This is a genomic window from Paenibacillus sp. PL91 (assembly GCF_012935325.2).
GTDB lineage: Bacteria > Bacillota > Bacilli > Paenibacillales > Paenibacillaceae > Pristimantibacillus.
Genome location: NZ_JABBYG020000001.1, coordinates 125,585 through 148,624 on the forward strand (window position 1 = coordinate 125,585; position 23,040 = coordinate 148,624).

Annotated in this window: 28 protein-coding genes and 1 other RNA gene; 21 read left to right on the forward strand and 8 right to left on the reverse strand. The window is 46.0% G+C overall.

What is annotated here, in order from left to right:
- Positions 1-12 precede the first annotated feature (12 nt).
- The 10 genes from HI950_RS00580 to HI950_RS00625 all read left to right on the forward strand — a co-directional run bounded on the left by HI950_RS00580 (position 13) and on the right by HI950_RS00625 (position 6,288).
- Entirely contained in the window at positions 13-981 is a 969-nt protein-coding gene (locus tag HI950_RS00580) for an ROK family protein (RefSeq protein WP_169082064.1), read from the forward strand.
- Between the two features lie 195 nt (positions 982-1,176).
- Positions 1,177-1,653, forward strand: a complete 477-nt coding sequence (locus HI950_RS00585; protein WP_169082063.1) for a pentapeptide repeat-containing protein — start codon at positions 1,177-1,179, stop codon at positions 1,651-1,653.
- 323 nt (positions 1,654-1,976) lie between these two features.
- The gene (locus HI950_RS00590) at positions 1,977-2,540 is read left to right on the forward strand and encodes a tetratricopeptide repeat protein (protein WP_169082062.1); all 564 of its coding nucleotides are present in this window, start codon (positions 1,977-1,979) and stop codon (positions 2,538-2,540) included.
- Between the two features lie 81 nt (positions 2,541-2,621).
- Positions 2,622-3,575: a DMT family transporter gene (locus HI950_RS00595; RefSeq protein WP_169082061.1), complete on the forward strand. Its 954-nt coding sequence runs from the start codon at positions 2,622-2,624 to the stop codon at positions 3,573-3,575.
- A 13-nt stretch (positions 3,576-3,588) separates the two neighbouring features.
- Complete coding sequence (locus HI950_RS00600) at positions 3,589-3,771, forward strand: hypothetical protein (protein ID WP_169082060.1); 183 nt, start codon at positions 3,589-3,591, stop codon at positions 3,769-3,771.
- A gap of 426 nt (positions 3,772-4,197) precedes the next feature.
- Complete coding sequence (locus tag HI950_RS00605; RefSeq protein ID WP_169082059.1) at positions 4,198-4,566, forward strand: MmcQ/YjbR family DNA-binding protein; 369 nt, start codon at positions 4,198-4,200, stop codon at positions 4,564-4,566.
- A 6-nt stretch (positions 4,567-4,572) separates the two neighbouring features.
- A complete protein-coding gene (locus HI950_RS00610) occupies positions 4,573-4,851 on the forward strand; it encodes a hypothetical protein (protein ID WP_169082058.1) in 279 nt (92 codons plus the stop codon).
- A gap of 34 nt (positions 4,852-4,885) precedes the next feature.
- Positions 4,886-5,188 (forward strand): hypothetical protein, encoded by a 303-nt coding sequence (locus HI950_RS00615; protein ID WP_169082057.1) that lies wholly within the window; start codon positions 4,886-4,888, stop codon positions 5,186-5,188.
- Between the two features lie 125 nt (positions 5,189-5,313).
- Positions 5,314-5,703 carry a tautomerase family protein gene (locus HI950_RS00620; RefSeq protein ID WP_169082056.1) on the forward strand — a complete coding sequence of 130 codons (390 nt, stop codon included), beginning with the start codon at positions 5,314-5,316 and terminating at the stop codon, positions 5,701-5,703.
- Between the two features lie 102 nt (positions 5,704-5,805).
- Positions 5,806-6,288, forward strand: coding sequence for an HIT family protein (locus HI950_RS00625; RefSeq protein ID WP_169082055.1), 483 nt, complete (start codon positions 5,806-5,808; stop codon positions 6,286-6,288).
- A 665-nt stretch (positions 6,289-6,953) separates the two neighbouring features.
- Here HI950_RS00625 and pepF read toward each other — a convergent pair.
- From pepF to HI950_RS00640, 3 genes are all read right to left on the reverse strand, one after another.
- Complete coding sequence (gene pepF / locus HI950_RS00630; RefSeq protein ID WP_223285060.1) at positions 6,954-8,744, reverse strand: oligoendopeptidase F; 1,791 nt, start codon at positions 8,742-8,744, stop codon at positions 6,954-6,956.
- A 197-nt stretch (positions 8,745-8,941) separates the two neighbouring features.
- The gene (locus HI950_RS00635; RefSeq protein ID WP_169082053.1) at positions 8,942-9,124 is read right to left on the reverse strand and encodes a hypothetical protein; all 183 of its coding nucleotides are present in this window, start codon (positions 9,122-9,124) and stop codon (positions 8,942-8,944) included.
- Positions 9,125-9,255: 131 nt separating this feature from the next.
- Entirely contained in the window at positions 9,256-9,489 is a 234-nt protein-coding gene (locus HI950_RS00640; RefSeq protein ID WP_169082052.1) for a hypothetical protein, read from the reverse strand.
- Between the two features lie 156 nt (positions 9,490-9,645).
- On the opposite strand from HI950_RS00640, the gene HI950_RS00645 reads away from it, so the two are divergent.
- The 3 genes from HI950_RS00645 to HI950_RS00655 all read left to right on the forward strand — a co-directional run bounded on the left by HI950_RS00645 (position 9,646) and on the right by HI950_RS00655 (position 11,478).
- Positions 9,646-10,344 carry a class I SAM-dependent methyltransferase gene (locus tag HI950_RS00645; RefSeq protein ID WP_169082051.1) on the forward strand — a complete coding sequence of 233 codons (699 nt, stop codon included), beginning with the start codon at positions 9,646-9,648 and terminating at the stop codon, positions 10,342-10,344.
- Between the two features lie 79 nt (positions 10,345-10,423).
- Positions 10,424-10,621 (forward strand): cold shock domain-containing protein, encoded by a 198-nt coding sequence (locus HI950_RS00650; RefSeq protein ID WP_053376915.1) that lies wholly within the window; start codon positions 10,424-10,426, stop codon positions 10,619-10,621.
- A gap of 137 nt (positions 10,622-10,758) precedes the next feature.
- Positions 10,759-11,478, forward strand: a complete 720-nt coding sequence (locus HI950_RS00655; protein WP_169082050.1) for a YebC/PmpR family DNA-binding transcriptional regulator — start codon at positions 10,759-10,761, stop codon at positions 11,476-11,478.
- 85 nt (positions 11,479-11,563) lie between these two features.
- Here HI950_RS00655 and HI950_RS00660 read toward each other — a convergent pair whose 3' ends face one another.
- On the reverse strand, positions 11,564-12,754 hold the full coding sequence (locus HI950_RS00660; RefSeq protein ID WP_169082049.1) for an MFS transporter: 1,191 nt from the start codon (positions 12,752-12,754) through the stop codon (positions 11,564-11,566).
- A gap of 133 nt (positions 12,755-12,887) precedes the next feature.
- Between HI950_RS00660 and HI950_RS00665 the strand changes: the two genes are divergently transcribed.
- The 3 genes from HI950_RS00665 (at position 12,888) to pfkA (ending at position 15,312) form a co-directional block, all read left to right on the forward strand.
- Positions 12,888-13,205, forward strand: a complete 318-nt coding sequence (locus HI950_RS00665) for a hypothetical protein (RefSeq protein WP_169082048.1) — start codon at positions 12,888-12,890, stop codon at positions 13,203-13,205.
- Positions 13,206-13,284: 79 nt separating this feature from the next.
- Positions 13,285-14,313, forward strand: coding sequence for a tetraprenyl-beta-curcumene synthase family protein (locus HI950_RS00670; protein WP_169082260.1), 1,029 nt, complete (start codon positions 13,285-13,287; stop codon positions 14,311-14,313).
- Between the two features lie 30 nt (positions 14,314-14,343).
- On the forward strand, positions 14,344-15,312 hold the full coding sequence (gene pfkA / locus HI950_RS00675; RefSeq protein WP_169082047.1) for a 6-phosphofructokinase: 969 nt from the start codon (positions 14,344-14,346) through the stop codon (positions 15,310-15,312).
- A 121-nt stretch (positions 15,313-15,433) separates the two neighbouring features.
- On the opposite strand, the gene HI950_RS00680 is transcribed toward pfkA, so the two are convergent.
- The 3 genes from HI950_RS00680 to HI950_RS00690 form a co-directional block, all read right to left on the reverse strand.
- Complete coding sequence (locus tag HI950_RS00680; protein WP_169082046.1) at positions 15,434-16,630, reverse strand: putative glycoside hydrolase; 1,197 nt, start codon at positions 16,628-16,630, stop codon at positions 15,434-15,436.
- Between the two features lie 239 nt (positions 16,631-16,869).
- Positions 16,870-17,064 carry a hypothetical protein gene (locus HI950_RS00685; protein ID WP_053376908.1) on the reverse strand — a complete coding sequence of 65 codons (195 nt, stop codon included), beginning with the start codon at positions 17,062-17,064 and terminating at the stop codon, positions 16,870-16,872.
- A gap of 138 nt (positions 17,065-17,202) precedes the next feature.
- The gene (locus HI950_RS00690; protein WP_169082259.1) at positions 17,203-18,000 is read right to left on the reverse strand and encodes a YitT family protein; all 798 of its coding nucleotides are present in this window, start codon (positions 17,998-18,000) and stop codon (positions 17,203-17,205) included.
- Positions 18,001-18,197: 197 nt separating this feature from the next.
- Here HI950_RS00690 and cshA point away from each other — a divergent pair, with 197 nt between their 5' ends.
- From cshA to HI950_RS00710, 4 genes are all read left to right on the forward strand, one after another.
- Positions 18,198-19,814, forward strand: coding sequence for a degradosome RNA helicase CshA (gene cshA, locus HI950_RS00695; RefSeq protein WP_169082045.1), 1,617 nt, complete (start codon positions 18,198-18,200; stop codon positions 19,812-19,814).
- 367 nt (positions 19,815-20,181) lie between these two features.
- Positions 20,182-20,958, forward strand: coding sequence for a YesL family protein (locus tag HI950_RS00700; RefSeq protein WP_169082044.1), 777 nt, complete (start codon positions 20,182-20,184; stop codon positions 20,956-20,958).
- Between the two features lie 47 nt (positions 20,959-21,005).
- A non-coding RNA gene (gene ssrS / locus HI950_RS00705) (6S RNA) lies at positions 21,006-21,188 on the forward strand.
- A 113-nt stretch (positions 21,189-21,301) separates the two neighbouring features.
- Positions 21,302-21,691, forward strand: a complete 390-nt coding sequence (locus tag HI950_RS00710; RefSeq protein ID WP_169082043.1) for a DUF1499 domain-containing protein — start codon at positions 21,302-21,304, stop codon at positions 21,689-21,691.
- 81 nt (positions 21,692-21,772) lie between these two features.
- Here the strand turns inward: HI950_RS00710 and tpx are convergent, their stop codons facing one another.
- Positions 21,773-22,291, reverse strand: a complete 519-nt coding sequence (gene tpx / locus HI950_RS00715) for a thiol peroxidase (protein WP_169082042.1) — start codon at positions 22,289-22,291, stop codon at positions 21,773-21,775.
- A gap of 104 nt (positions 22,292-22,395) precedes the next feature.
- Here tpx and HI950_RS00720 point away from each other — a divergent pair, with 104 nt between their 5' ends.
- Positions 22,396-23,037, forward strand: coding sequence for a rhomboid family intramembrane serine protease (locus tag HI950_RS00720; protein ID WP_169082041.1), 642 nt, complete (start codon positions 22,396-22,398; stop codon positions 23,035-23,037).
- Positions 23,038-23,040 lie beyond the last annotated feature (3 nt).

The window sequence follows — 23,040 nt, forward strand, 5'->3', positions numbered from 1 at the left end:
GGAGACGGAACCATGTCAACAGAGATATTTGATCCTTCGTCGATATATGCGATTGGCGTGGATATCGGCGGGACGAAAATCAATACAGGCATCGTGACTGAAGGAGGGGAAGTGCTGCTGACGCATAGCCTCGGCACCTTGGCCGGCCAGGCGAATACGGCCGGCCGCGTGCAAGAGGCGGTTAAGGGTCTTCTGGCAGAGGCGCGGAATCAACGGCCGGGCATCCGCTATAAGGGTATCGGTGTCGGGAGCGCAGGCCAGGTTGACTGGGAAGATGGCAGCATCCGGCATGCCTCCGGGCTCATCGTCGGATACAGCGGAACGAAGCTGAAGCGTATGTTGCAGGATGGCTTCCGGCTTCCGGTCAGAGTGGACAATGACGTCAACGTGCTTGCGCTGACAGAGAAGCGGCTCGGAGCCGGGCAAGGCGTGCGCAATATGATTTGCCTCGCGCTCGGGACGGGAGTGGGCGGAGCGATTGTCGCTGACGGCCGTCTTGTGCACGGCGCATGGGGCGGGGCCGGAGAGCTCGGCCATATGTCGGTCGACTTCCAGGGCATACCGTGCATTTGCGGTGCAAGGGGATGCGTGGAGCAATATGCGTCCGGTACGGGCATTGCCCGGCGGATGCGGGAGCGGCTCTCGTCGACCGGCAGGGCTGAACAACTGGACACGCGCGAGGTTTTCGCTCGCTGGGAGGCCGGCGATCCGCTAGCAGCTGACGTGATGAACGAAACGATCGCTGCGCTTGGCACGGCTATTGCATCGCTGATCCATCTGTTTAACCCGGAACTGATCATCGTCGGCGGCGGCGTGGCGGAAGCCGGCAAACTGCTGATGGAACGGCTGCGCGAGGAGGTAAGCCGCCGTTCGATGCCATCGCTCGCGGAGGGTGTCCGGATAGAAGCGGCCTACAGAGGCAATTGGAGCGGCATGATCGGTGCGGCGCTGCAAATATGGGAGTACGAGGATCTTGAATGAAAGAACGACACGTTTTAAAATCAATTGGCGTTTCGGAAAAGCCCTTGAAAATCAAGGGCTTTTTAAATTGGAAGCATAAGCTTGCCAAAGTGGCAAACGTTGATTCAGAAATTAAGAGTGGGTGTTGATAGATTTTTGCTATCCACGGCATCTATTTAAGATAGAGAAGAATCTTAAATAAAAGGAGAAATTCAAATGAATTTAAAAGCTGAAAAGTTAACGTACAAGAACACTGATATTTCTGGTTCGCGGTTTGAAATGGTGAAAGCGGAGGCGTTACATTTTGACAATGTTAGTCTAGCCAAAACGCAAATTAACAATGGGAATCTGAGCAGTATAGTTCTACATGACGTCAACATGTCCGAGACGAGCATCTCAGATGCGAACTTGACGGGCTCGGTCATAAAAGACGCTAACTTAAGCCATATAAAAATGGATCATGTCTATTTATTTGGCGCAGAATTTCATAACGTCGTGCTTCCCCATCAGGGTGATGGCAATTACAATCCGGAACAACAATATAAACCAATAAGCTTTCAAAATTGCGACCTTAGAAATGTTCAAATACGAAATTGCAATTTAACGAATTTGGAAATAAGCGATTGTGATATTGCTGGCGTGACCATTAATGGCTACTCTCTTGAGGAACTAATTAAATCGTTCAGAGGTTAAAATAGGAGGAGTAGAGAGGGAACATTGCAGAAGTCGGACATGTCCTCATTCCGCTTCTGAATCCGGTCTACTTGTCGAACACATCGAGCCAATCCTTTACATTATACTGTGAAGGGTTGTTTTTATTTTGTTTTTTGTTGTAGGGTGGATTAACGCAACAAATTTCAGGATATTCCGTCTTTAGAATAGGAGGGTTATAAAGAAGCGATGGGATACGATTATGAATAGGCGGATGGCATGTCATTTTGGAGGAGCAGCTAAATGGCCAGCTTCTTTTTTTATGGGGAAACGATCTTCGCATTCCAGATAGAGGAGAGATAAATATGTCAGAAAACGAGCTAACTAAAATAGCTTCTGAATATCAGAGCTTAAGCAAAGTGGAAGGATTTATCAGCGACGAGTGGGAGCAGCGTCTATCGGAGCTATGGGCCTCCATTAGTAACTATAGCGAGGAACAATTTTTGGCTCGAATGGAGGAGCTCGCGGCTGAGCTCCCTGCAGACAGCGCAGTAGCGGTGTTCGAACGTGCGGGATCGTTGGACTCGACCGGACATTCCGAGCTAGCGGTGCCGTTATATCGGCAGGCACTTGAGCTTGGGCTGCAGGGTGAGCGCAGGCGCCGGGCGGTCATCCAGATGGCTAGCTCGTTGCGCAACATCGGCCAGGCACAAGAGAGCGTCGCATTGCTGACAGCCGAGATAAACGCAGAATCTGATCATTTGGATGATGCGGTCAGTGCCTTCCTCGCGCTTGCTCTTGTTGATATGGGGCGAGAGCGTGAAGCTGTGTCGCTTGCCTTGTCTGCGTTGTCCCGTCATATGACGAGATATCAGCGATCGCTAGCTAACTATGCCAAACAGATTTCTGAGGACCCTTCTTCTTCTTGAACTGAGTAGGTGAATGGACGAAGAAAATGAGTAAAAGATTTAAGATTTTCGAACAAAACAGATTAGTTGAGGTGAATGTAGTTGCGTCCCATTTTTTTAGGAATTTGCTCCGCTTTGTTTTTTGCTTTTACATTTGTATTAAACCGAGAGATGGAATTGTCCGGAGGGTCATGGTTATGGAGTGCTTCATTGCGATATATTTTTATGATTCCTCTCCTTCTAATCCTTGTCCTAAGCAGAAAAAATTTAGGTCCGCTTATTCAAGAGATGCGGAAGCATCCAGGCGCATGGTTGCTGTGGAGCTTTGTAGGATTCGGACTTTTCTACGCTCCATTATGTTTTGCGGCAGCTTATGGTCCAGGATGGCTTACCGCTGGAACTTGGCAAATTACGATTATTTCAGGTGCCCTAATAACTCCTTTATTTTACGAGAATATTCAAACGCATGAGGGTTTTATCAAAATTAGAAAAAGGATACCGCTTAAAGGATTAATGATGTCGATCATCATCCTTCTCGGCATCGTGTTGATGCAACTCGAACATGCCAACCAGCTTTCTACCCTTGATGTATGGTTAGGTATTGTACCTGTAGTTATTGCTTCATTTGCTTATCCACTCGGCAATCGTAAAATGATGGAGCTATGTGAAGGACGATTAGATGCCTATCAGCGTGTATTAGGAATGACATTAGCTAGCTTGCCACTATGGCTCATTCTTTCAATCTGTGGCTTTTTTGCGGATGGTTTACCGAGTGGCGGGCAAATAAGCCAATCTGTTATTATCGCCATTTGCTCCGGTGTCATCGCGACAGTGCTCTTTTTTAGCGCAACCGATTTGGCGAGAGGGAATATGCAGCAATTGGCTGTGGTTGAAGCCACTCAATCTACGGAAGTTTTATTTGTCGTAGCGGGAGAGCTCATGCTAGGAAGCTCGCTGCCTACCCTGTTGTCCATGATAGGGATGGTGGTCGTCATGATTGGCATGATCTTGCACAGCTATATTTCTCAAGTCCCAAAGAAAAGTGTAGGTAAATAAGGAGGCGAATATAATGATTAATCGCTCTTCAGCAATTTTTATTTGGGTAGTCCTGTTACTTATCGAACTAGGATATTTTATGAACTTCATTCATACTGTTCACTCAACAGATGAAACTGTATTTCTTATAGTGCTTATTGTCGTGACTCTAGTCGTTGGGATAACAGTTATAAATAATATAAATAAAGAAAAATAATAAATATATCGAGGCAGATGCTATACTGAAGTATGCGAGGCAGCCCTTTCTGAATAAGAGGGGAGTGCTTGACATAGCTTTTCTGCTTCAAACTGCCTATGGAAACACGAAACATTCAGCGAAACCTGTACGCGGTCAGCGTTAGAATTTCCTTTCATTCAGAAAAAGAGATGAATAATAGGCTCTGCCCTTTAAGGCAGGGCCTTTGCTTATTTTATTAGGGATAATGATAATTTAGATAATTATGGTAATATGGATGGATAATCGTTAATTAGGTTTGAGTGAACGAAAAACATTGCTCACTTACAGAATTTAAATGATCCTATACCCAGTATGAGTACTAGTTAACTTGTAGAAGCGGGAAAAGGTAATATCAGCTATCAGCACGAAAGAAGTATAACGAGCAATATTTTGAGGAGGGCTATTATGGGACATGATTTGAGTGGAATAAAAACGACGAAAGGAATTAAAATGCTTGAGGAGGTCCGCAGCATCTGCAAGGAGCTGCCTGAGGTCGTAGAGTTGATTGACGGGCATGGACATAATACGTTCAAAGTAAAAGACAAGTCGTTTATTATTATGAGCGATTATGGGATTACCTTTAAGTCGGATCTGGAGAATCAGGAGATCTTACTGCAGGAGGAGCGATTTTTCAAGCCAGCTTATATCGGCCATCGAGGATGGGTATCTATTAGCGATCCTCAAGATTGGGAAGAGATGGGCATCCTGATCAAAGAAGCTTATTTGCGTGCTGCTCCTAAACGAATCGTGAAGCAGTTTGCGGCAACTGAATAAGGAGGCTTGAAGAGAGTAGCAGCTAAACTAAATCTAGTGTCATTTTTGATCATGCTGTTCTGTTGGGCAGCTTTCTTTGCAGCTTTATCATCATCAAAAAATGAATTCAATCCACATTTCGTCATTTTGATTTCGGCTGTCCTTGTGTTTTTTTTAAGTGTAGCAGGACTTGGGGGCGTTAAAAATGGGCGGTCAGCGAGCCAATCTATCCTCGCGATTTTCGGTTCTTTTGCCTTAATCTCGCTCGAATTGTGGGTCGTAATTGTCGGCGGTCCGCTCTCTTAATTACTGATGTGTGTTTAGAGCTTGGAGGAATGTAATGCGAAAAGGTTTGGTAATCTTGCTTGGAGTATTCCTTTCTCTAATCGTACCGATTGTTCATCTTAGTATTATAAAAATCGCCACAACAAGAATGAATGCTGAGCCTAATTCTCAAATTGATAATTCAAGGGAACTTATTCATATTGCAGGTGTCGAACCTTTTTATTCCCATCAAACAGAGGTTGTGTATTGGTATTCTTATACTACCGTTGACTTTATGAAAGATTTTATAATAAACATGGTTGTGTATTTAATCGTTGTATTCCTCTTTCAGCAAATAAGGAAAAAGGTTATGTACTGAAGTGAATTCATTTTCTGCTTATTGCGATATAGTGTTCCATATCTAAAAAGTCATGCTATAATTAGGATGATATTGGAAAAAGTTAATCTGTGAATAGCTGAGATGAGAAAGGTGAGATGAGGAGCATGGCTCAAGTCAAAATTTATGGCCTTAAACAAAGTCTGAATCCTATTAAAGCAAGGTTTTCGGAGATCGTTCACTCCTGTGTAGTGGAAGCTTTTAAATTTCCGGCGGATAAAAAGTTTCATCGGTTTTTCCCTATGGATAGCGAAGATTTTTACTACGCCCCAGGTCGAACGGAGGCCTATACCATTATTGAAATAAGCATCTTTGAAGGACGCTCGGCAGATTCGAAAAAACAATTCATTCGATTACTTTTTGAAAACCTAAATAATCAGTTGAATATATCGCCGCAGGATATAGAAATCACCATTTTCGAAACACCTAAATCGAATTGGGGAATTCGTGGTTTGCCTGGAGATGAGCTTCAGCTTAATTATAAGGTTAACGTATAGAGTTTTGTTTTTAGGGTAACCAGAGTTGGTTGCCTTTTATTTTGCACTAATGGTGAGGTGTCATACGCTGCAACGATAGAGAGTGAATTCAGGAGGGCTGTTATGAGACAGGTAATACTCGCAAATGGAGTTCCGATAGAGGTCGAATGCTTAAGCTGCGCAGTTACTTCCGGCATAGTCGAGCCAGCAGGTGGCGTCATATACGAGGATGAGTTTTTTCATGCCCATCAGGATGTGGCATATCCAATCCCTGGTTTAGTTATTTTGGCATCAAAGCGGCATTTCTATTGTATGGATGAGCTAACGGAGGAGGAATCTAGTCGATATATACAGCTGATAAGGAGGATACGTGAAGTTCAAAGAAATGAGCTAAAAATTGATCATGTATATTACTTTTACAATGAAGACACTACACATCATTTTCATCTGTGGATGGTTCCGCGTTACGAATGGATGAAGCATTTTGGGCAATCGGTTGAATCATTAAGGCCTGCGCTTCGACATGCGAGAACCGAGATGAACAATGAGGAGAACAACAATTATGTAATCAAAAGTATAGAAAAGTTAAGAAAAGGCATGTTGTGAGCTGACGATTGAAAAGGCTTCCGCAGTGCAGCCGTTTTATTTTATCGAGACTTGCATTAGCGCAAACTGTAACCTCCGTCAGGGAATAACGTGCTTGTTGTATAGCTGGTCATCATCAAGTAGATAGTTGTGTGCGCTGCCCCGTTGGAGAGCATGGCAAATCGCTGATTGCTGAACTCGATAGCATGTGCGGTTGGGTTCGGGGACATTTGGCGTATGTAGATACGAAGGGAAATGAGCCTATGGTTTAAGCTTTGGGCTGAAGTTGTGATTGAAGCCTTTGGCAGCAAGATTAACGGGAAAAGCTCCTGTTAATTCAAACAATTACGAGCGAAATCGAGAGTTAGAAGGATTCTATCCCGTTAATTTTAAATTTTTTTCCAAATGGGGTGGAATCGCTACTACTAACAGGAGGTTTTCCAGCTAAACGATCTTTTTGCTGCTATATCAGATAAATTAGATGGATATTTTCCAGTTATTCCAGTTCACCAGCTATCATGTCAGGATACACATAAGAAACTAGGGGATTTAAACGAAATTCCTACAACGCAAAACGAGCCTCAGAAGGAATCTAGAGGCTCGTTTTCTTTTGCGTATGAGACTGTTCAGAAGAACATATAGTCGCCAAGCGTGCTTGACGCTTTTTAAACCATTATTTCACTGCGCTACTTCGTCAGCTGCTCCATCTGACCTATAAGCTCTTCGAACACGCTCATCGCTTGCTCGATCGGCTCAGGAGACGACATGTCAACGCCGGCCTTCTTCAAAATATTGATAGAGAAGTCGCTGCCGCCGCTCTTCAGGAAGCCAAGATAACGCTCGACTGCCGGCTGGCCTTCCTCCAAAATTTGTTTGGAGAAGCTGGTTGCCGCCGAGAAGCCCGTTGCATATTTGTACACGTAGAAGCTGTTGTAGAAATGGGGAATGCGCGCCCATTCCATTTCGATATCCTTATCGATGACCATACCTGGACCATAATATTGGACGTTCAGATCATAGTAGATTTTGCTGAGCTCTTGCGGAGTCAGCGAATCGCCTTGCTCGGAGCGTTCGTGTATAATTTTCTCGAATTCCGCAAACATCGTTTGACGGAACACAGTTGTGCGGAATTGATCTGCGTAATAAGTGAGCAAATACATTTTTTCCTTCGGATCAGTCGATTTGCCAAGAAGATAGTCCATTAGCAAAGCTTCATTTAACGTAGAAGCGACCTCAGCTAAGAAAATCGTATATTGCGCATCCCGGTAATTTTGATTCGTATCCGAGTAGTGGGAATGCAGCGCATGGCCCATTTCGTGCGTCAATGTGAACATGCTGTTCAAATTGTCTTTGTGGTTAAGCAGCACGTATGGATGCGTTCCGAAAGCTCCCCAGCTGTAAGCTCCGCTGCGTTTGCCTTCATTCTCGTAAACGTCAATCCAGCCGTTGTCAAAACCCTCTTGCAGCACTTTCAAATAATCATCGCCAAGCGGCTTTAAGCTTTCGCTTACTGTTTTTTTAGCTTCCTCATACGTAATGTCCATCTTGAACTCATCAACGAGCGGAGCGAACAAGTCGTACATATGAAGCTCATCCAGACCAAGCAGCTTCTTCCGAAGCTCCATGTAGCGGTGCATGAGCGGGAGATGCTTATGGATCGTATTGATCAGGTTCGTGTAGACCTCCTGAGGAATGTTATCTCCATAGAGGGACATATCGAGCACAGAGTCATATTTGCGAGCCTTCGCATAAAAAATATTTTTTGTAACGTTAGAGGTTAACGTAGAAGCGAGCGTATTTTTTAGCTTGCCGTACGTATCGTATACCGCTTTAAATGCCTCGCGGCGCACATCTGGATTTTTGCTTTCGAGAAACTGTATGTAGCGGCCGTGTGTCAGTTCGACTTCTTCGCCGTCTTCATTTTTTACTTTAGGGAATTTTAAGTCCGCATTGTTAAGCATGTTGAAGATCGTACCTGGAGCGGAGCTCATATTGCCGACCTGAGCAAGCAGCGCTTCTTCGTCCTTCGTTAAGATATGAGCCTTTTGTCGGCGCATTTCTTCGAGTGTATGACGGAATTTGGCTACCGACTCATCCGCAATGATTGCTTCCAGCTTATCGTCCGGCAAGCTTAGCACTTCTGGGGTGATGAAGGAGAGCGCCTCGCCAGATTCAACGCTAATTTTTTTTGATTTATCGGATAAAGCTTGATAGGTTGGCTCTGCTGTATCCTCGTGATGCTTCATATTCGCATATACATAAAGCCGTTCCACATGCATCGACAGCTCATCCTCAAGCTCAAAGCACGCTTTAAGCTGTGACACGTCGGCAAGCTTGCCTTGGAATTCAGGGAGTTTTTTGATCAATGCCTTCGCTTCCGCAAATTCCTTGTCCCATGCCGCTTGGCTTTCAAATAAATCCTCTAGTTTCCAGCGAGTCTCAGGCGCGGATTCTGAACGTTTTGGTACGTGATTCATCGAATTCCTCCTTGGTACGGATAAGGTTGGTAATGCATGCTTGCGAGTCGCTGCTGCTTCGTCATTGGAAGCTGCAGCACTGGGTACAAGGCTTAATGCAAGCAGCAGGGGGAGCCATTTCATCCAGATATCACCTCGGGACACAGTTTGTGTTTACTATGTCCGAACGTGATTTCGAATATTCAGCAGCCTGCAGGCTAAGCTGCACCCATCGTAAAAAAGGCATAAACAATTAAAAAAAACGCAAACGCAATGAACGCGATAGATACAAGCGCAAGTCCGCGTCGCAGACCGGCGGGCAAGGAGTCACGTTTCATGATGACGATTGCTCCAAGCGAGAAGGCTGCAATAATAAAAATAATTGAAGCAGTAGGGTCCATCTGTTGGTAAAGCCTCCTGACAATAAGCTGGCCTAAAAAGCAGCTTCATCATTTTACCTATGCGCCGACCAGTAACGATATGTTCGCCGCATAGGGTAAATTTTCCTGCCGCATTTCAATAATAGCGGGTGTTAAACTTCTTTCAATGCTTGCATAATGGCTTCTAATTCTTCTTCGCGGCCGACAAAGTCGGAAGCGCGATAGCGATTTTGCGCCCAATGCATCATTTCTGGTCTGCTGATGAAGGTATGGGTGTCTTCTCCCCATTGATCGGATATTTCTCGAACGATAAGCGTTTTTCCTTGTACTTCAACCGTCAGCATATTGTATTTGTCGGTCTTGTAAATTTCATGTTTTTTGAACATACATTTTTCCATCCTTTTAGTAGTTAATTATGGTATTCTTATCATCATAGCCATTATGGAGGCTGTAATCAATACGACAGCATAAGAAGCAAGCTCAGAAGAGACGAGAATGGTAAAGATTTAATGAGATGAGATGAGACGAGGAGAGTTGAACGAATGAGCAAGCAGGGCTATGAGCAAATCGGTGTTGCGATGACATGCAGAAGCTTCGAGGAGTATGTAAAAATGTTTGGTTTGCAGCAATCCGAACTGAAGATTGGTGCCGTACTGGATGTAGCGGCAGGAGGTTCCTCCTTTACTGCGGAGGCAAACGAAAGAGGTTATTCAGCATTTGCAGTGGATCCGCGCTATGGCGCGGGAATGGAAGAATGGATCAACGAGGCCAAGCAGGAGATTGATACGTCAACGGCCAAGCTTGCCAAAGTGAAAGATCATTTTGACTGGAGCTATTATGGCTCGCTTGAAAATCACAGAGCCAGCCGCGAGGCGTCTATTCAGCGATTTGCTGAACATGTGCATCATAACGTTACCAACCACTATATTTATGGGATGCTGCCCGAGCTGCCATTTTCCGATGATCAGTTTTCGCTGGTGCTTTGCAGTCATTTTATGTTTTTGTATGCAGACCAATTCGGACATGAATTTCATATAAAAGCTATTTTAGAGCTGATGCGCATTTGCAAGCCAGGCGGCCAAATACGTATATATCCGCTTATTTCGCTTAATTGGGAGCCTTACCCTAAGCTTGAGGAGCTAATGGACGTGATTTCTTTATATAAAGGCAGGGCAGAGCTAATCGCTTCTGATCTCCCATTTATCCCCAAGTCTAGTCATTATTTGAAAATTTCGATGTAATTGCTTTTTGAATTTTGGATAGATATAATTATTTTACTCGCCATTACATAAAGGCGGTAATATTTAGGAGGTTGTTTGAATGAAAGGTACAGTTAAATGGTTTAATGCGGAGAAAGGCTACGGCTTTATCCAAACAGAGGGTGGAGAAGATGTATTCGTCCATTTCTCTGCGATTCAAAGCGATGGCTTCAAATCTTTAGATGAAGGGCAAGCGGTCGAATTCGACATTACTGAGGGTAACCGCGGAGCTCAAGCGGCCAACGTCACTAAACTATAGTATGATGTGCGAATGAACGATTGAAGAGGGCTCCCTGGCACAGGGGGCCTTTTTATGCTGCTGTTCGCTTTCATTGACCAAGACCTACCTGCGGTGATAAACTGTTGCTTGGAAACTTTGTCAGGGGAGCGAGCATAATGAAATTTAAATTGTTCAAAGACCGTAAAGGTAAGGCCGATCAGGCTAAAAATAACAAGTTCGTTAAGCTTGGACGTGAAATTTACGTTCAAGCGCGCAGAGGCGGACCTAATCCCGATGCTAACTTCGGTTTGAAGACGGCGATTGCTAACGCAAGAGCAGAGCAAATGCCGAACGATAACATCGAGCGGGCGATCAAGAAGGCAGCAGGCGCTGGTGATGGCGTTGAATACGAGGATATCATGTACGAAGGCTATGGCCCAGGCGGTGTAGCGATCATGGTGAAATGCTTGACGGATAATCGCAATCGTACCGCTGCAGATGTTCGGTCGGCATTCAACAAACGTGGCGGCAACATGGGCGAGAGCGGCTGCGTAGGCTATATGTTCGATCATAAGGGGCTGCTTGTTGTGGATCGTGAAGCGCATGAGACCGACGAGGATTCCATGATGATGATCGCGCTTGAAGCAGGGGCTGAGGACGTTGTCGTCAATGACGACAGCTTTGAAATTTTAACGCACCCGCATGAGTTCGAGCAGGTGAAGAACGCGCTGGAGAAGGATGGCTATACGTTCGTCAATGCCGGCGTACGCTGGTTGCCGCAAAATATCGTTAAGGTTGAAGGCGAAAACGCGGAAAAGCTGCTTAAGATGATGGATGCTTTTGAAGACAATGACGATGTACAGGATGTTTATTCTAATTTCGAAATTGCGGAGTAACAATTCTCTCTAACATAAGACAATAGGGCTGCTCCCTTCGCGTGCTGTACACGTAGAAGGAAGCAGCCCTGTTTGTTCATAATGATTATAAACGATCTGTTCGACTGAAATAGTAGCGGGCAAGGAAGGCCGCCGCTGCGACAATCGCAAAGCCGGCACCCATGCGGAAGAACGTTTCACGACCAAAATGCTCATAAACATAGCCGCCGAACATCCCGCTGATTACACCGGCAAGCCCCGTCCAGACGACGGCATAAACCGCTTGGCCGGAAGCGCGGAACTCGTCTGGAATAAGATGCGACAGGTAGCGAAGGGCGGTAGAGAAATAAATGCCGAATGAGACGCTGTGCATCGCTTGCGTAGCGATAACCCAGCGCGGATCTTGAATATCGCTGAGCAGCCAAAGCCTTACCGCGTACATAATGGATGCGATCATGAGAAGCGGAAGCTCCTTGAATTTATGCCCGTATTTGCCGAGCAAAAAAAGAATAGGAATTTCGCTCATAGCAGACACCAGCCATGCAAGGCCTACAAGCGAGTCGCTTGCGCCCATTTGACGCATCGTTACCGCAAGAAAGCCCTCGTACATCCGGTGAGGGATGGATATGGTCAAAATGATTAAAAAGAACAGCAGCACATCGCGCTGGCGCAGCAGTTTGAAGAAGCCTGAGAAGTCGATCTTGCGGGCGCTTCCTTGGTAATCCTTGATTCGCGTTGTCAAGAGAAGCGTGATTGCAATTGTGGAAAGGGCAAGCGGCAGCGTCCATTGTGAGCCTATTTCCTTTAATATAAGTCCGAACGTATATGCGGTAACAGCAAAGCCAAGCGATCCGAAAATACGTATTAGTGCGTAAGGCGTTCCTGTATACTGGCTTGATAATAGCAGCAAGCTGTCGCTCAGCGGGTTGATGGGTGTCTGAAAAAAATAAAAGCCCATCATGACAAGGCATACAAGCGCAAAGTTCTCTATAGGAAATAGCAGCGAAATCATGACGAGCTGTCCAAATAAGAGCAGCATCAACAGCTTTTTGATCGTCCTGTATTTGTCGCTTGCCATTCCGAGTATGATGTTGGCGAAGATTGATATAAAGGGTCCAGTTGAATAAATGATGCCGATTTGCTGCTCCGAAAAGCCTCTATCCAGAAAATACAGCGGGATAAAGGAGACGACCATCGCCGCTGTAGAATAGGCGGAGAAGCTATAGACACGCAGGGAAAATGTCTCCTTGCGAGCTGTCGAAGAGCGCTCTGCTTTGGCAATATCTGGTCTATCCATCGTTGAATGCTCACTCCATCTCTATCTTAAACAATATGGATAACAGTATAGCATGGATTAGCATTCGTACCAATGAGATTTGAAGCTGGATTATTATGATTCGAAATGGTACATTTAGAGGTGGAGGTTTACAATGGGAGCTTATCGTTTTGACTGGAATGAACGGCTTCGGATCCGTATTCCCGTGCTGGAAATGGAATGGGAGCAGTATGAAACAACTGTGCAGCTTACGATCGTCGAGCAGTGGGAGCTTATACGCGGAACGATTCCTGATCGCGTCATGGAGCTTGAACAGCTCATTAATGAAAAGCAAGCTCAGCTGTTTGAAGAAGATAGCTTTGAGCAATCCTGTATACTAAACTATGAAATTGCCGATTATGCAAGTAGGATCAACGATCTTCATATTTGGTATCGCATCGATCAGCAATTAGAATCACGCCGACATTCATGATCATGCTTTCGAGGAGGAGTGCGTCGTGAGATTGACGACTTTATCTGGCAAACGAGTGCCGCAGAGTCCGCTTAGGCTAATGCATCGCGTATATAAGTATGTGCTGCCAGCTGTGGATCGAGAGCTCGAAGGGCTCCGTCTTCTGGCGCAGCGAATACCTGATGCAGAGCTTCGAACACAGGCTCTGAGCAGTATGGATAGCAAAAAGTTTCATTGCCAAGGCGGCGGCGTATATGCGGCTGCGAATCTGGAGCGCAGACATGTGCTCATTCCGCTTATTGTCGCTTTGCAGACGATAAGTGACTACTTGGACAATCTTTGCGACCGAAGCACCTCACTTGATCCGGATGATTTTCGAATGTTGCATCAATCGATGCTTGATGCCGTCAATCCCGAAGCAAAGCTTCAGGATTATTATGCATTTCGCAATGAAAAGGACGATGGCGGTTATTTGCATCATCTCGTTCGCACCTGCCAGCTTCAAATTTCGCAGCTGCCATCCTACAGGAGCGTACAGGAGCATGTAACCGGGCTAGTTGGCTTGTACGGCGATTTGCAGGTGTACAAGCATATTCATAAGGATTTGCGCGAGGAGCATTTGCTTGCATGGTGGGAGCTGCATCGCAGCGATTACCCTAATCTGCGATGGAATGAATTTGCTGCGGCAACTGGCTCGACACTCGGCATGTTCATGCTTTTTTTGGCGGCGGGCGAAGATCAGTTATCGGAGCAGGATGCAGCCGCGATCAAAAATATTTATTTTCCGCATGTATGCGGCCTCCATATTTTACTCGATTACTTAATCGATCAGGAAGAGGATCATGCAGGCGGCGACCTAAATTTTTGCAATTATTATGATAATGAAGGTCTGCTTGTTGAGCGTCTCGGAACCATCGTGAACCGCGCGCGTGAGGATGTGAAGCAGCTTCCTGCTTCCCGTTTTCATCGTTTGATTATTGAAGGGCTGCTGGCCTTGTATTTATCAGACCCGAAGGTCCGTCACCAGGCGGATGTTAGAGATGTATCGAGGAGGCTAATGAAGAACAGTCCGCTGACGCGCCTGTTTTTCCTTATAAACAGCATCTGGATTCGGAAGCAACAGGCTTAACTATAAATGAAAAATGTGGAGGAATGGAACATGTCTGCAGTCAAATCAATCGCAGTACTGACAAGCGGAGGAGATTCGCAAGGAATGAACGCAGCCGTTCGTGCTGTCGTAAGAAGTGCACTATTTTATGGATTAGATGTGTATGGCGTACAGCGGGGCTATCAAGGGCTTATTAACGATGATTTGCGCCAAATGGATTTGCGAAGCGTAGGCGATATTATTCAGCGCGGCGGCACTATTTTGCAAACGGCTAGATGCAAGGAGTTTGTTACCGCTGAAGGCCAGCAGCGCGGCGCTGAAGTGCTGCGTGCAAGAGGCATCGACGGCTTGGTCGTTATTGGCGGCGACGGCTCGTATCAGGGCGCGAACAAGCTAAGCAAGCTTGGCATCAAGACGATGGGCCTGCCGGGAACGATAGACAACGATATCCCGTTCACGGATATTACAATCGGCTTCGATACCGCGGTAAGCATCGTTGTTGACGCAATTAACAAAATCCGCGATACGATGTCCTCGCACGAGCGTTCGTCGATCGTTGAGGTTATGGGACGTCATTGCGGAGATATCGCGCTTCACGCTGGTCTTGCGAGCGGTGCTGAAACGATTCTTGTGCCGGAGGTTCCGTTCGAGCTTACGGAGGTTGCCGAGCGTATGAAAACGAACTTTGCCAAAGGGAAGCGCCATAGTATTATTGTCGTCGCAGAAGGCGCCGGCAAAGGCGAGGATGTCGCGCAGCAAATTACCTCACACTGCGGAATTGAACCGCGCGTAACGGTGCTCGGCCACATTCAGCGCGGCGGAACGCCAACGGCAATCGACCGTATTTTGGCAAGCCGCCTTGGCGATTTTGCAGTAAGACAGCTTATGAATGGCGATTCAGGCAAAGCTTGCGGCGTAGTTCGTGGTGAGCTTGTTACAACTGACATCGATACTGTGGTAAACACGAAGAAGCCTTTTGACATGACCATGTATGATTTGGCCCTTCGTTTATCCCAATAATACAAGCGAGCAGCACAGATGATCCTTGCTGTCATCGCTCGAATAGCAGCATCGCAACAAAAAAAGTCCACCAACGCAATCAAAGCGCAGGTGGACTTTTTTGTTGCTAAAGGCTGTTTGCTTATTTGTAAGCAACGCCAGGCGAATATTTATTGCCGGCATTCCAGAGCAGATACTCCTTAACTCCTGTATCATGAAGTGCTTTTATTTGAGCTTCAACCTCTGTCTTCCCATATTTGATGAAGTGGCCGCTGCCCAGCCAGCTTGCTGTGAAATCCTGAATCCACGGGCGAATGATCGGCTTTAGCTCCACGATAGGATCGAGCTTCTTGTGTGTGTCGAGCATAGCCCCTTTAATGGTCTCATAAGGGCTTCGATCGGGATCTTTCTGTTTGAACCAACCCGTACTGTAATGGCTTGGATAGATCATAGGCGATATGACATGCACATCATTCGATATTTTCACGAAGTCTTGCCCGATTCCTTCGGCTGCCGGCACGGATGCTGCATATCCGAAAATATCGACCGAGACGCGTACGCCAAGCGGCTCAAGCTGCTCGCGCGCATATTTTACGAAGCCTGCAACGGCGTCAACCCGGCTTTGCTCTGTTTTGCTGAAGGTGAGCGAGGCTGCTTTTTTCTCGAAGCCCTCGGGAAACCGCACATAGTCAAATTGGATCTCCTTAAAGCCAAGTCTAGCCGCTTCCTTAGCCACGGCGATGTTGTAATCCCAAACCTCCTTGCGATAGGGGTTGACGAAGCTTTCGCCTCTGCCATTTTTCCATATCGTTCCGTCCTGATGCAGGAAAGAGAGCTCCGGCTGCTTGCGGGCAAGCACCGTATCCTTGAACACGACTATTCTTGCTATCGGATAAATTTTGTGCTGCTTTAGCGTTATCATCATTTGGTCGATATCCCGGATATATTTCTTGGAAGCACCAACCTCCTGCAGCTCAGGTGTCGTTGTAGGATATGTAATGTATCCGTTATCATCTTTAATATCGATTACCATACTGTTTAAATCGGTGTCATCCAGCAGCTTCAACAAAGTTTCCATGCGTGCGCCGCCCGCGCTGTGGGCTGTTACATAGATTCCCTTTATCGGCGGTGTATCCGGCTGCGGATCCTGCTTGATAGGCCCAGCGTCAGTGGTACCTGGTTTTTTGCCTCCGGCCAAAGTTGAATCCGGTTGAATAATGGTTTGACCAGCTGCGGAATTTAGGTAGGCAATTGCAAGCTGCTTGGCTGCGGCGCTTTCTTCTCCGCTTCCTGTGAGCAAGCTGTACAGCAGCAGTAAGGTTGAAATGATGATGTCCATTTTGCTCTCTCCCCGTTAGCTATTCTGTTCAAATTATAAAGCAGATGGCATGCTGGGTCATTAACTTTTTTGAAGGAATAACAAAGTATATGTGACAATGGAGCAAGAAAGGATCATTTTGTTTGCTGATTTAGGGTGCGAAAAAGAAGCGCTTTTACAGCGGTTATGCTTGTTAAAAAAACAAAAGCCAGCCGAGTTTGTCTCGACTGGCGCATAAATAATCCGTGTGTCCCGCATTGTCATTGTAACAAAGCTTCTCTCTGCTGATTGCAAATGCTGTGCTGCACAATTTCCATTGCGTCAGCGGGTTCAAGCAAGGCTAGACCGTCGCGCAGCACGATGCTGATGTCCAATTCACGTGCAGTAAGAAAAGGACTAAGCTCTGGGGCAAGCTTCTCTACAATTTGAGACAATTTGACCGTTTCCATATCCATTGAGCATCACCCTTTCATATCGAATGTTTAGGGGAAATCATATGGCAAGAAACCAAAGCTACGGGATACAAACATTATATCAGGATCATTTTCAAAAACATAGGGATACGGTGCAAAATCCATTCCTGCGTATATGGATTAGTCTTTTGGCCTCGAAAAGTCGCCAATGACGCCCACCGTTTCCACGATGTTTATGAATGCATGCGGGTCGATCGTGGTTATGGTTTTGCTTAGCTCCGCAATTTCGTATTTCGTTCTTACAGTCATCAGCATATCGCGTTCAGACGATGAATAAGCACCGCGTGTTTTGATAATGGTAATGCCGCGCGGGTGCAGGAGCAGCTTCGCCAGCAGCTCATCGGTCTTAGTCGTGATGATAAAGGCTGTTAGCTTAATATGCCTCACATGAATGAGATCTACTAATTTTCCAGCGGAAAAAATGGCGACAAGCGAGTAAAGGGCAGAATTCCAGTTTTTTGTGAAAAGAACGAGCAGGGCGATGACGACGCCATTCAATATGAAAATAATCATTCCTACAGGCAAATCGCGCCTTCGCGTTACGATCGAGGCAATAATATCGAAGCCGCCCGAGGAACCGCCATAACGCAGAGCCAAGCCGCTTCCGAACCCGATGATAATTCCTCCAAAAACGGCGCCAAGCACGATATCATCGACTATTTTGACGATGGGGAGGAGCTGCAGAAAAAAAGTAGACGCGATGACGGTGTAGATGCTCCAAATAATAAACCGATGGCCTACTACGAACCATCCCCATAGTAGAACCGGCAAGTTGAGGATAAAATAAAGCCATCCGATATTTCCGCCGGTTATATAGCCAATCATCATGGAAATGCCGGATATGCCCCCGGCCAGCAGCTGATGCGGAATGAGGAAAAGATTGAAGCCAAGCGCAATAAGGAAGGCTCCTGCCGTCATGACCGGCACCGTATAAAGGTAACGCAGGGAGTGCGGATTCAATGCAATCGCTCCTATGCAACCGACGTAACTGTTTGCTTCATTTTGTCACGATTAGTATGGCTTTAATTGGTTCGCTGGTATTCATGAATGATTGTGTGCTATAATGATTTGGATATTCTTAAGTAGGCTGCAGATAAAAGGAGTTTGAGAAAAGTTTGAAAACATTTGCTGAATTTGGCTTGGAACCAAAAGTGTTGCAAGCAATTACCGAACTTGGATTCGAGGAATCTACCCCGATTCAAGACAAAGCGATCCCTATTGCTATGGCTGGGCAAGATTTAATTGGCCAAGCTCAAACGGGTACTGGAAAGACAGCGGCATTCGGAATTCCGCTCATTAACAAAATTCCGACAAGCGAGGAACGCATTGTCGCATTAATAATGACGCCAACCCGTGAACTCGCTATTCAAGTGGCTGACGAGATCGGGAAGTTAACTCGATACAAAGGTCTTCGCTCGTTGCCGATTTATGGTGGACAAGAAATTGGTCGTCAAATCCGTGCACTGAAGAAGAAGCCTCAAATTATTATTGGTACGCCTGGTCGTTTGCTTGACCACATCAACCGCAAGACGATCCGTCTTGAAGATGTGCAAACGGTTATTTTGGATGAAGCGGATGAAATGCTCGACATGGGCTTCATGGATGACATTCAATCCATCCTGAAGCAAGTGCCTGATGAGCGTCACACGATGCTGTTCTCCGCTACAATGCCAGCTAACATTCAGAAGCTAGCACAACAATTTCTGAAAAACCCTGAGCATGTATCGGTTATTCCGAAACAAATCACAGCACCGCTTATCGAGCAATCTTACATTGAAGTGCACGAGCGCCAGAAATTCGAAGCACTTAGCCGTTTGCTTGATATGGAATCGCCTGAGCTTGCAATCATCTTCGGCCGCACAAAACGCCGGGTTGATGAGCTAAGCGAAGCGCTTCAAAAGCGTGGTTACACTGCTGACGGTTTGCATGGCGATTTGTCACAAAACCAACGGGATAGCGTAATGCGCAAATTCCGTGACGGCAGCATCGATGTGCTGGTAGCGACTGACGTTGCTGCACGTGGTCTCGATGTATCTGGCGTAACGCATGTTATCAACTTTGACCTTCCTCAGGATCCTGAGAGCTACGTTCACCGTATCGGTCGTACCGGCCGTGCAGGGAAAGAAGGTACAGCTTGGTCATTCGTGACGCCGCGCGAGACAGATCATCTGCATTTCATCGAGAAAGTTACGCGTCAGAAGATGAGCCGCAAGCCGCTTCCAAGCATTGCAGAAGCGATTGAGGGCAAACAACGCGTAACGGCAGAGCGTCTTCTTGAAGTCGTTCAAAACGATGAGTTCTCAGAATACAAAGCGATTTCCATTCAATTGCTTGAGCAATATGATTCCGTTCACCTCCTTTCCGCAGCAATCAAATTGCTGACTGGCGAGAAGAAAAACGTGGAAATCGAATTGACGCCGGAAGATCCGCTTCGCGCTAAGAAACGCAAGCCGGACATTCGTTCGAACGGTCGTCCATTCAACCGCAGCGGCTCTTCTTCTTACGGCGGCAACCGCAGCGGCGGTACTGGCGGCAGCGGCGGAGGTTATCGCGGTCGCGATGACAGACGCAGCAGTGGTAGCAGCAGCACTGGCGGCAGCTCACGCGGTGGCTATGAGTCCCGTGGCGGCAGCAGCAGCAGCACCGGCGGTTACGGCGGCAAGAGAAGCAGCGAAGGGCGTACTGAAAACCGTCGTCCAAAAAGCTCTTCCGATGGCTACGTAAATAACTAATTAAGCTTTACCCATAAGTTTTCCAAAAAAAACCGAGGAAGTCCGTGTCCCTAACGGGCATCCGGTCGTCCTCGGTTCTTTTATTGTTAATCTATAATGTATCTTGGTAATAATTAGATTTGCTGAGATTAACATTTAGAATAAACATAACGAGATTGTAACCTGTAGAGGTGAATTAACCGTGCTGCGCTTTTGTAGCAGCAACCTCTTTTTGAACTTCATAATAGTGAAGGCTGAAGCTTTATATCCTTTGTGAATAGGTTTATGCCGTTTAGACACTAGCCTAGGAAGCGGAAATTGGGCGGTTACATGTCACTATGCAAGTTGGTCTGGTGGGAGTAATCTTACTTTTCTGGAGGCAGATCCGATGGAACCAAGAGGGCTAATGGGTGGGTTTTACCGAATTTCTGAATGGATTATGCGGTTATCGGTTATCAATGTATTATGGTTGGTCTGTTCAGTTCCATTCGTTTTCTTCGCGTGGGGATTGGTTTTATCACAGGATGTCAATCAAGTGTATTCCGCTCTTATTGCTATGGCGGTCGTTGCGCCGTTTACCTTGTTTCCAGCTACTGCAGCCATGTTTGCGGTTGCCCGCAAATGGGTAATGGGCGAAGGCGATGTACCGTTGTTCAAAACTTTTTTCCGCGGCTACAAGGAGAACTATAAGCAAAGTATGCTTGGCGGTATCATTTATACGATATTGCTAGCGATTATGATCGTTGATTTTATCGTATACCGTGAGCAATTGAATTTGCTTTCCTACATCTTTATTGCTTTTCTAGTGCTGCTAATCGTATCGCTATTTAATTTTTTCTCCATGCTTGTCCATTATCATATGAAAACGTTTCAATTGCTGAAAAATGCCGTCCTCATTACAATCGGCAAACCTTTCCGTTCCTTGTCCACTGCGATTATGAGCGGTGCGGTTATGTATTTCAGCACGAAGTTTACGTTTCTTATTCCATTCTTTATGGGCAGCATCATTGCTTACCTGGCATTCTGGAACTTCCACTTGATTTACCAGAAGCTGCAGGATCAAGCGGAGAAAGCGCGTTTGGCGGAGGAAGAAGAGGCGGAGAAGGCTGCTGAGCTTGACCGGATCGATCTCGTTAAGGATGATTCGAACGGGTCCAGTAAATAACAGTCGATCAAAGTTTACTTTTTCTTTTGTTCGGTCTATAATAGCAATACCTCCTGCGATGCTCGTTACGGCTTTACGCTGTTTTGAACCAATGGCTGTTTCACGGGAGACCAATATCGAAGCGTAGCTGACATGCCCCCGAAAGGGGATCTCAAAAGCGGTTCTGCGGTCACCCACCTGCGTAAGCGGGTTCAGAAACATGTGAGTCGGACGGCATAGGCGGGTTCTCATTTTTAAATGAAGAGCATTTGCTGGTTAAATCCAGTGATAGCTCTTTTTTCATGGGACAAATCATGGTATCATATAGAGTAATGTACATAGATGCCGGAGGGGGAGATCGTTGTTGTTGAAGCGGACCTTGATCGGGCTACTGCGCAGTCATGAACAGACTGGTGACAAAGCCAAGGATCCAATGCTCAAATCTCATTTCTACAAGCTTTCCAAAGATAAGGCTTGGGAAGAAGTGATATCGACTCTTAAGAAAATGCAAGGTTATAAAGTGCTGCATGAGGTGCAATCTGTTGGTGAGATTGTACTCGAGAAGCGCACGGCATTTGGAAGAACGATGGACATTACGGTTTCCGTGATTAGCGTTAATCCGCTACAATCGGCAGTCGATATTTATTCAGCATCCCGCGGATCTCTTGGGGATCTTGGTTCTAATTACAGAGTCATTCTGGATTTGTACCGCACACTTGATAAGAAGCTTGCAGCCTTTAAAGTTAATAGTTAATACATAAACAAAGCGAGGAAGGATATCCTTCACTCGCTTTGTTTGCAATCTGTGTATTTTTGAGCTCAATAAAAGTACGTATTATACGAGCGCTTTGACTGCGTTGATCGCTTCTTCATAATTCGGGTGCTCTGTCATTTCCGGCAAGTATTCCACATACTGGATCGTGTCGTTCGCATCGATTACGAAGATTGAACGTTGATCAAGGCCTAGCTCTTTAATGTATACGCCATATGATTCGCCAAAGCTGTGTGCTTTGTAGTCAGATAGCAATACGACTTTGTCGATGCCTGCAGCACCGCACCAGCGTGCTTGTGCGAAAGGAAGGTCAACACTTACCGTAAGCACAGCAACGTTGTCGCCGAGCGAACCAGCAGCTTCGTTGAAGCGACGAGTTTGTGCGTCGCAAACGCCTGTATCGATGGAAGGCACAACGCTGATTAATTTGATTTTCCCAGCGTAATCCTTAAGGGATACGTTTTCTACGAGCGATTTGTTGAGGCTGAAATCAGGAGCTTTGTCTCCTACTTTCAATTCTGGACCAACTAATGTGATCGGATTGCCCTTAAAAGTGGCAGCTCCATTACGTTCTTGTGTCATGTGTGAATTTCCTCCTCTAAATGGAATGGTGGTCAATACCAGATTTATTATAATCGTTATGAAACGACCTTGTCCAATTATTGGAGAGAAAAGGGGTTGATGCAATGATTTTTTTGCGGTATGAAAGCTTTCGTTCCTATTTAAAGCTATATCCCGTAACGTCTGCGTTGATTGCTTTAAATATTATTTATTTTATTGTGGTAGCATCAACTGGCGATCCAAACAATGGGCTGCACGCGATTAATTTTGGCGCATTTGTAACCGTCCCGGATATCAATCCGTATGGAATGCTTGAGCCGTGGCGTTATATTACGTCGATCTTCATGCATTCAGGCATTGAGCATCTGCTCTATAACATGTTTGCTTTGCTTGTATTCGCGCCGCCGCTGGAGCGCCTTCTAAATAGCGTAAGATATGCTTTTTATTATTTGCTTTGCGGCATTGCAGGCAATGGAATGAGTGCTGCAATGAATGTTATTGAAGGTGATCCCACATGGCATATAGGTGTGGGGGCTTCAGGTGCGATTTACGGCATTTACGGTGCGTTTCTGTACATTTCCTTGTTCCGAAAATCGCAGCTTGATGAGAGCTCGCGTAAAACGGTGTACACGATATTAATTTTTGGGGTTGTTTATTCCTTTCTTGTGCCGAGGATTGATTTGTGGGCGCATGTTGGAGGTGCATTAGCCGGCTTTCTTCTGTACCGCGTATTCGATCGATTGAAGACGCGCAGAAACAGCGCGTAGAAT

Excerpts from the sequence above, each read along its gene's own strand:
- HI950_RS00580 (WP_169082064.1), top strand. The coding sequence starts at position 13 with ATGTCAACAGAGATATTTGATCCTTCGTCGATATATGCGATTGGCGTG.
- HI950_RS00585 (WP_169082063.1), top strand. The coding sequence starts at position 1,177 with ATGAATTTAAAAGCTGAAAAGTTAACGTACAAGAACACTGATATTTCT.
- HI950_RS00590 (WP_169082062.1), top strand. The coding sequence starts at position 1,977 with ATGTCAGAAAACGAGCTAACTAAAATAGCTTCTGAATATCAGAGCTTA.
- HI950_RS00600 (WP_169082060.1), top strand. The coding sequence starts at position 3,589 with ATGATTAATCGCTCTTCAGCAATTTTTATTTGGGTAGTCCTGTTACTT.
- HI950_RS00605 (WP_169082059.1), top strand. The coding sequence starts at position 4,198 with ATGGGACATGATTTGAGTGGAATAAAAACGACGAAAGGAATTAAAATG.
- HI950_RS00615 (WP_169082057.1), top strand. The coding sequence starts at position 4,886 with ATGCGAAAAGGTTTGGTAATCTTGCTTGGAGTATTCCTTTCTCTAATC.
- HI950_RS00620 (WP_169082056.1), top strand. The coding sequence starts at position 5,314 with ATGGCTCAAGTCAAAATTTATGGCCTTAAACAAAGTCTGAATCCTATT.
- HI950_RS00625 (WP_169082055.1), top strand. The coding sequence starts at position 5,806 with ATGAGACAGGTAATACTCGCAAATGGAGTTCCGATAGAGGTCGAATGC.
- pepF (WP_223285060.1), bottom strand. The coding sequence starts at position 8,744 with ATGAATCACGTACCAAAACGTTCAGAATCCGCGCCTGAGACTCGCTGG.
- HI950_RS00635 (WP_169082053.1), bottom strand. The coding sequence starts at position 9,124 with ATGGACCCTACTGCTTCAATTATTTTTATTATTGCAGCCTTCTCGCTT.
- HI950_RS00640 (WP_169082052.1), bottom strand. The coding sequence starts at position 9,489 with ATGTTCAAAAAACATGAAATTTACAAGACCGACAAATACAATATGCTG.
- HI950_RS00645 (WP_169082051.1), top strand. The coding sequence starts at position 9,646 with ATGAGCAAGCAGGGCTATGAGCAAATCGGTGTTGCGATGACATGCAGA.
- HI950_RS00650 (WP_053376915.1), top strand. The coding sequence starts at position 10,424 with ATGAAAGGTACAGTTAAATGGTTTAATGCGGAGAAAGGCTACGGCTTT.
- HI950_RS00655 (WP_169082050.1), top strand. The coding sequence starts at position 10,759 with ATGAAATTTAAATTGTTCAAAGACCGTAAAGGTAAGGCCGATCAGGCT.
- HI950_RS00660 (WP_169082049.1), bottom strand. The coding sequence starts at position 12,754 with ATGGATAGACCAGATATTGCCAAAGCAGAGCGCTCTTCGACAGCTCGC.
- HI950_RS00665 (WP_169082048.1), top strand. The coding sequence starts at position 12,888 with ATGGGAGCTTATCGTTTTGACTGGAATGAACGGCTTCGGATCCGTATT.
- HI950_RS00670 (WP_169082260.1), top strand. The coding sequence starts at position 13,285 with ATGCATCGCGTATATAAGTATGTGCTGCCAGCTGTGGATCGAGAGCTC.
- pfkA (WP_169082047.1), top strand. The coding sequence starts at position 14,344 with ATGTCTGCAGTCAAATCAATCGCAGTACTGACAAGCGGAGGAGATTCG.
- HI950_RS00680 (WP_169082046.1), bottom strand. The coding sequence starts at position 16,630 with ATGGACATCATCATTTCAACCTTACTGCTGCTGTACAGCTTGCTCACA.
- HI950_RS00685 (WP_053376908.1), bottom strand. The coding sequence starts at position 17,064 with ATGGATATGGAAACGGTCAAATTGTCTCAAATTGTAGAGAAGCTTGCC.
- HI950_RS00690 (WP_169082259.1), bottom strand. The coding sequence starts at position 18,000 with ATGACGGCAGGAGCCTTCCTTATTGCGCTTGGCTTCAATCTTTTCCTC.
- HI950_RS00700 (WP_169082044.1), top strand. The coding sequence starts at position 20,182 with ATGGAACCAAGAGGGCTAATGGGTGGGTTTTACCGAATTTCTGAATGG.
- tpx (WP_169082042.1), bottom strand. The coding sequence starts at position 22,291 with ATGACACAAGAACGTAATGGAGCTGCCACTTTTAAGGGCAATCCGATC.
- HI950_RS00720 (WP_169082041.1), top strand. The coding sequence starts at position 22,396 with ATGATTTTTTTGCGGTATGAAAGCTTTCGTTCCTATTTAAAGCTATAT.